The sequence below is a fragment of the Achromobacter pulmonis genome (assembly GCF_002885955.2).
In the GTDB taxonomy this organism is placed as follows: Bacteria; Pseudomonadota; Gammaproteobacteria; order Burkholderiales; family Burkholderiaceae_B; genus Achromobacter; species Achromobacter pulmonis_A.
In genome coordinates this window covers 336-922 of record NZ_POQS01000046.1, presented here as the reverse complement: position 1 = coordinate 922, position 587 = coordinate 336, and the positions used below count along the sequence as shown (strand labels likewise).

The 587-nt window shown below is 47.7% G+C and carries 1 protein-coding gene; it reads right to left on the bottom strand.

The genetic code is table 11. The features are described from left to right. Nucleotides 1-355 precede the first annotated feature (355 nt). The coding region (locus tag C1I89_RS35000; RefSeq protein WP_219929640.1) for a hypothetical protein at nt 356-587 on the bottom strand (232 nt) is incomplete at its 5' end.

Sequence of the window (587 nt, the reverse complement as noted above, 5' to 3'; positions counted from 1 at the left end):
AAGTTGTACCAGCTTGCCCCAATTTGACCAGAATAATACTAGTTTATCTGGTCAAATGGGGCTAGAGGTTGAGTCTTGCGGGATTGCATACCTGGACGCCCTACGGGTCAGCCTACGTATATACCCTACGGGGATACGTGAGTGCCAACTAGTTGCTATTACTCGTCTCCGACGCCCTTTTGGGTAGGGGCGTTCGCAGGGTTCGTAAACCCAGGTGGGCTAGGGAGACGCTCGCCGCTGGGCTTTTTGGTAGTCTCAGGCCGACGGGCCAGCACCTGCCGTGGGCTAAGAGAGGGAACACTAACAATCCTAACTAACGAAATACATGTGTTGTATATTAATTAAGTCCTAGTACCTAATTATCTATAAACCAAAGTTTAGTCCAGCCTGTGGCTGTAGTAGTTGTTGAAGCAGGACCACGAAGGCTTAAGTAAAGCTCACCCTTACGGATGGTACCTGCAGTATCACTGAACTCAGTCCCTAAGACCTGTTTGATGGTACGAGTCATGTGTCTTGTAGACACAAAGTCTATGTACCTGTCCATGATTACCCAATACCTATCATTTGCAATAGGAGAATTATAAGCG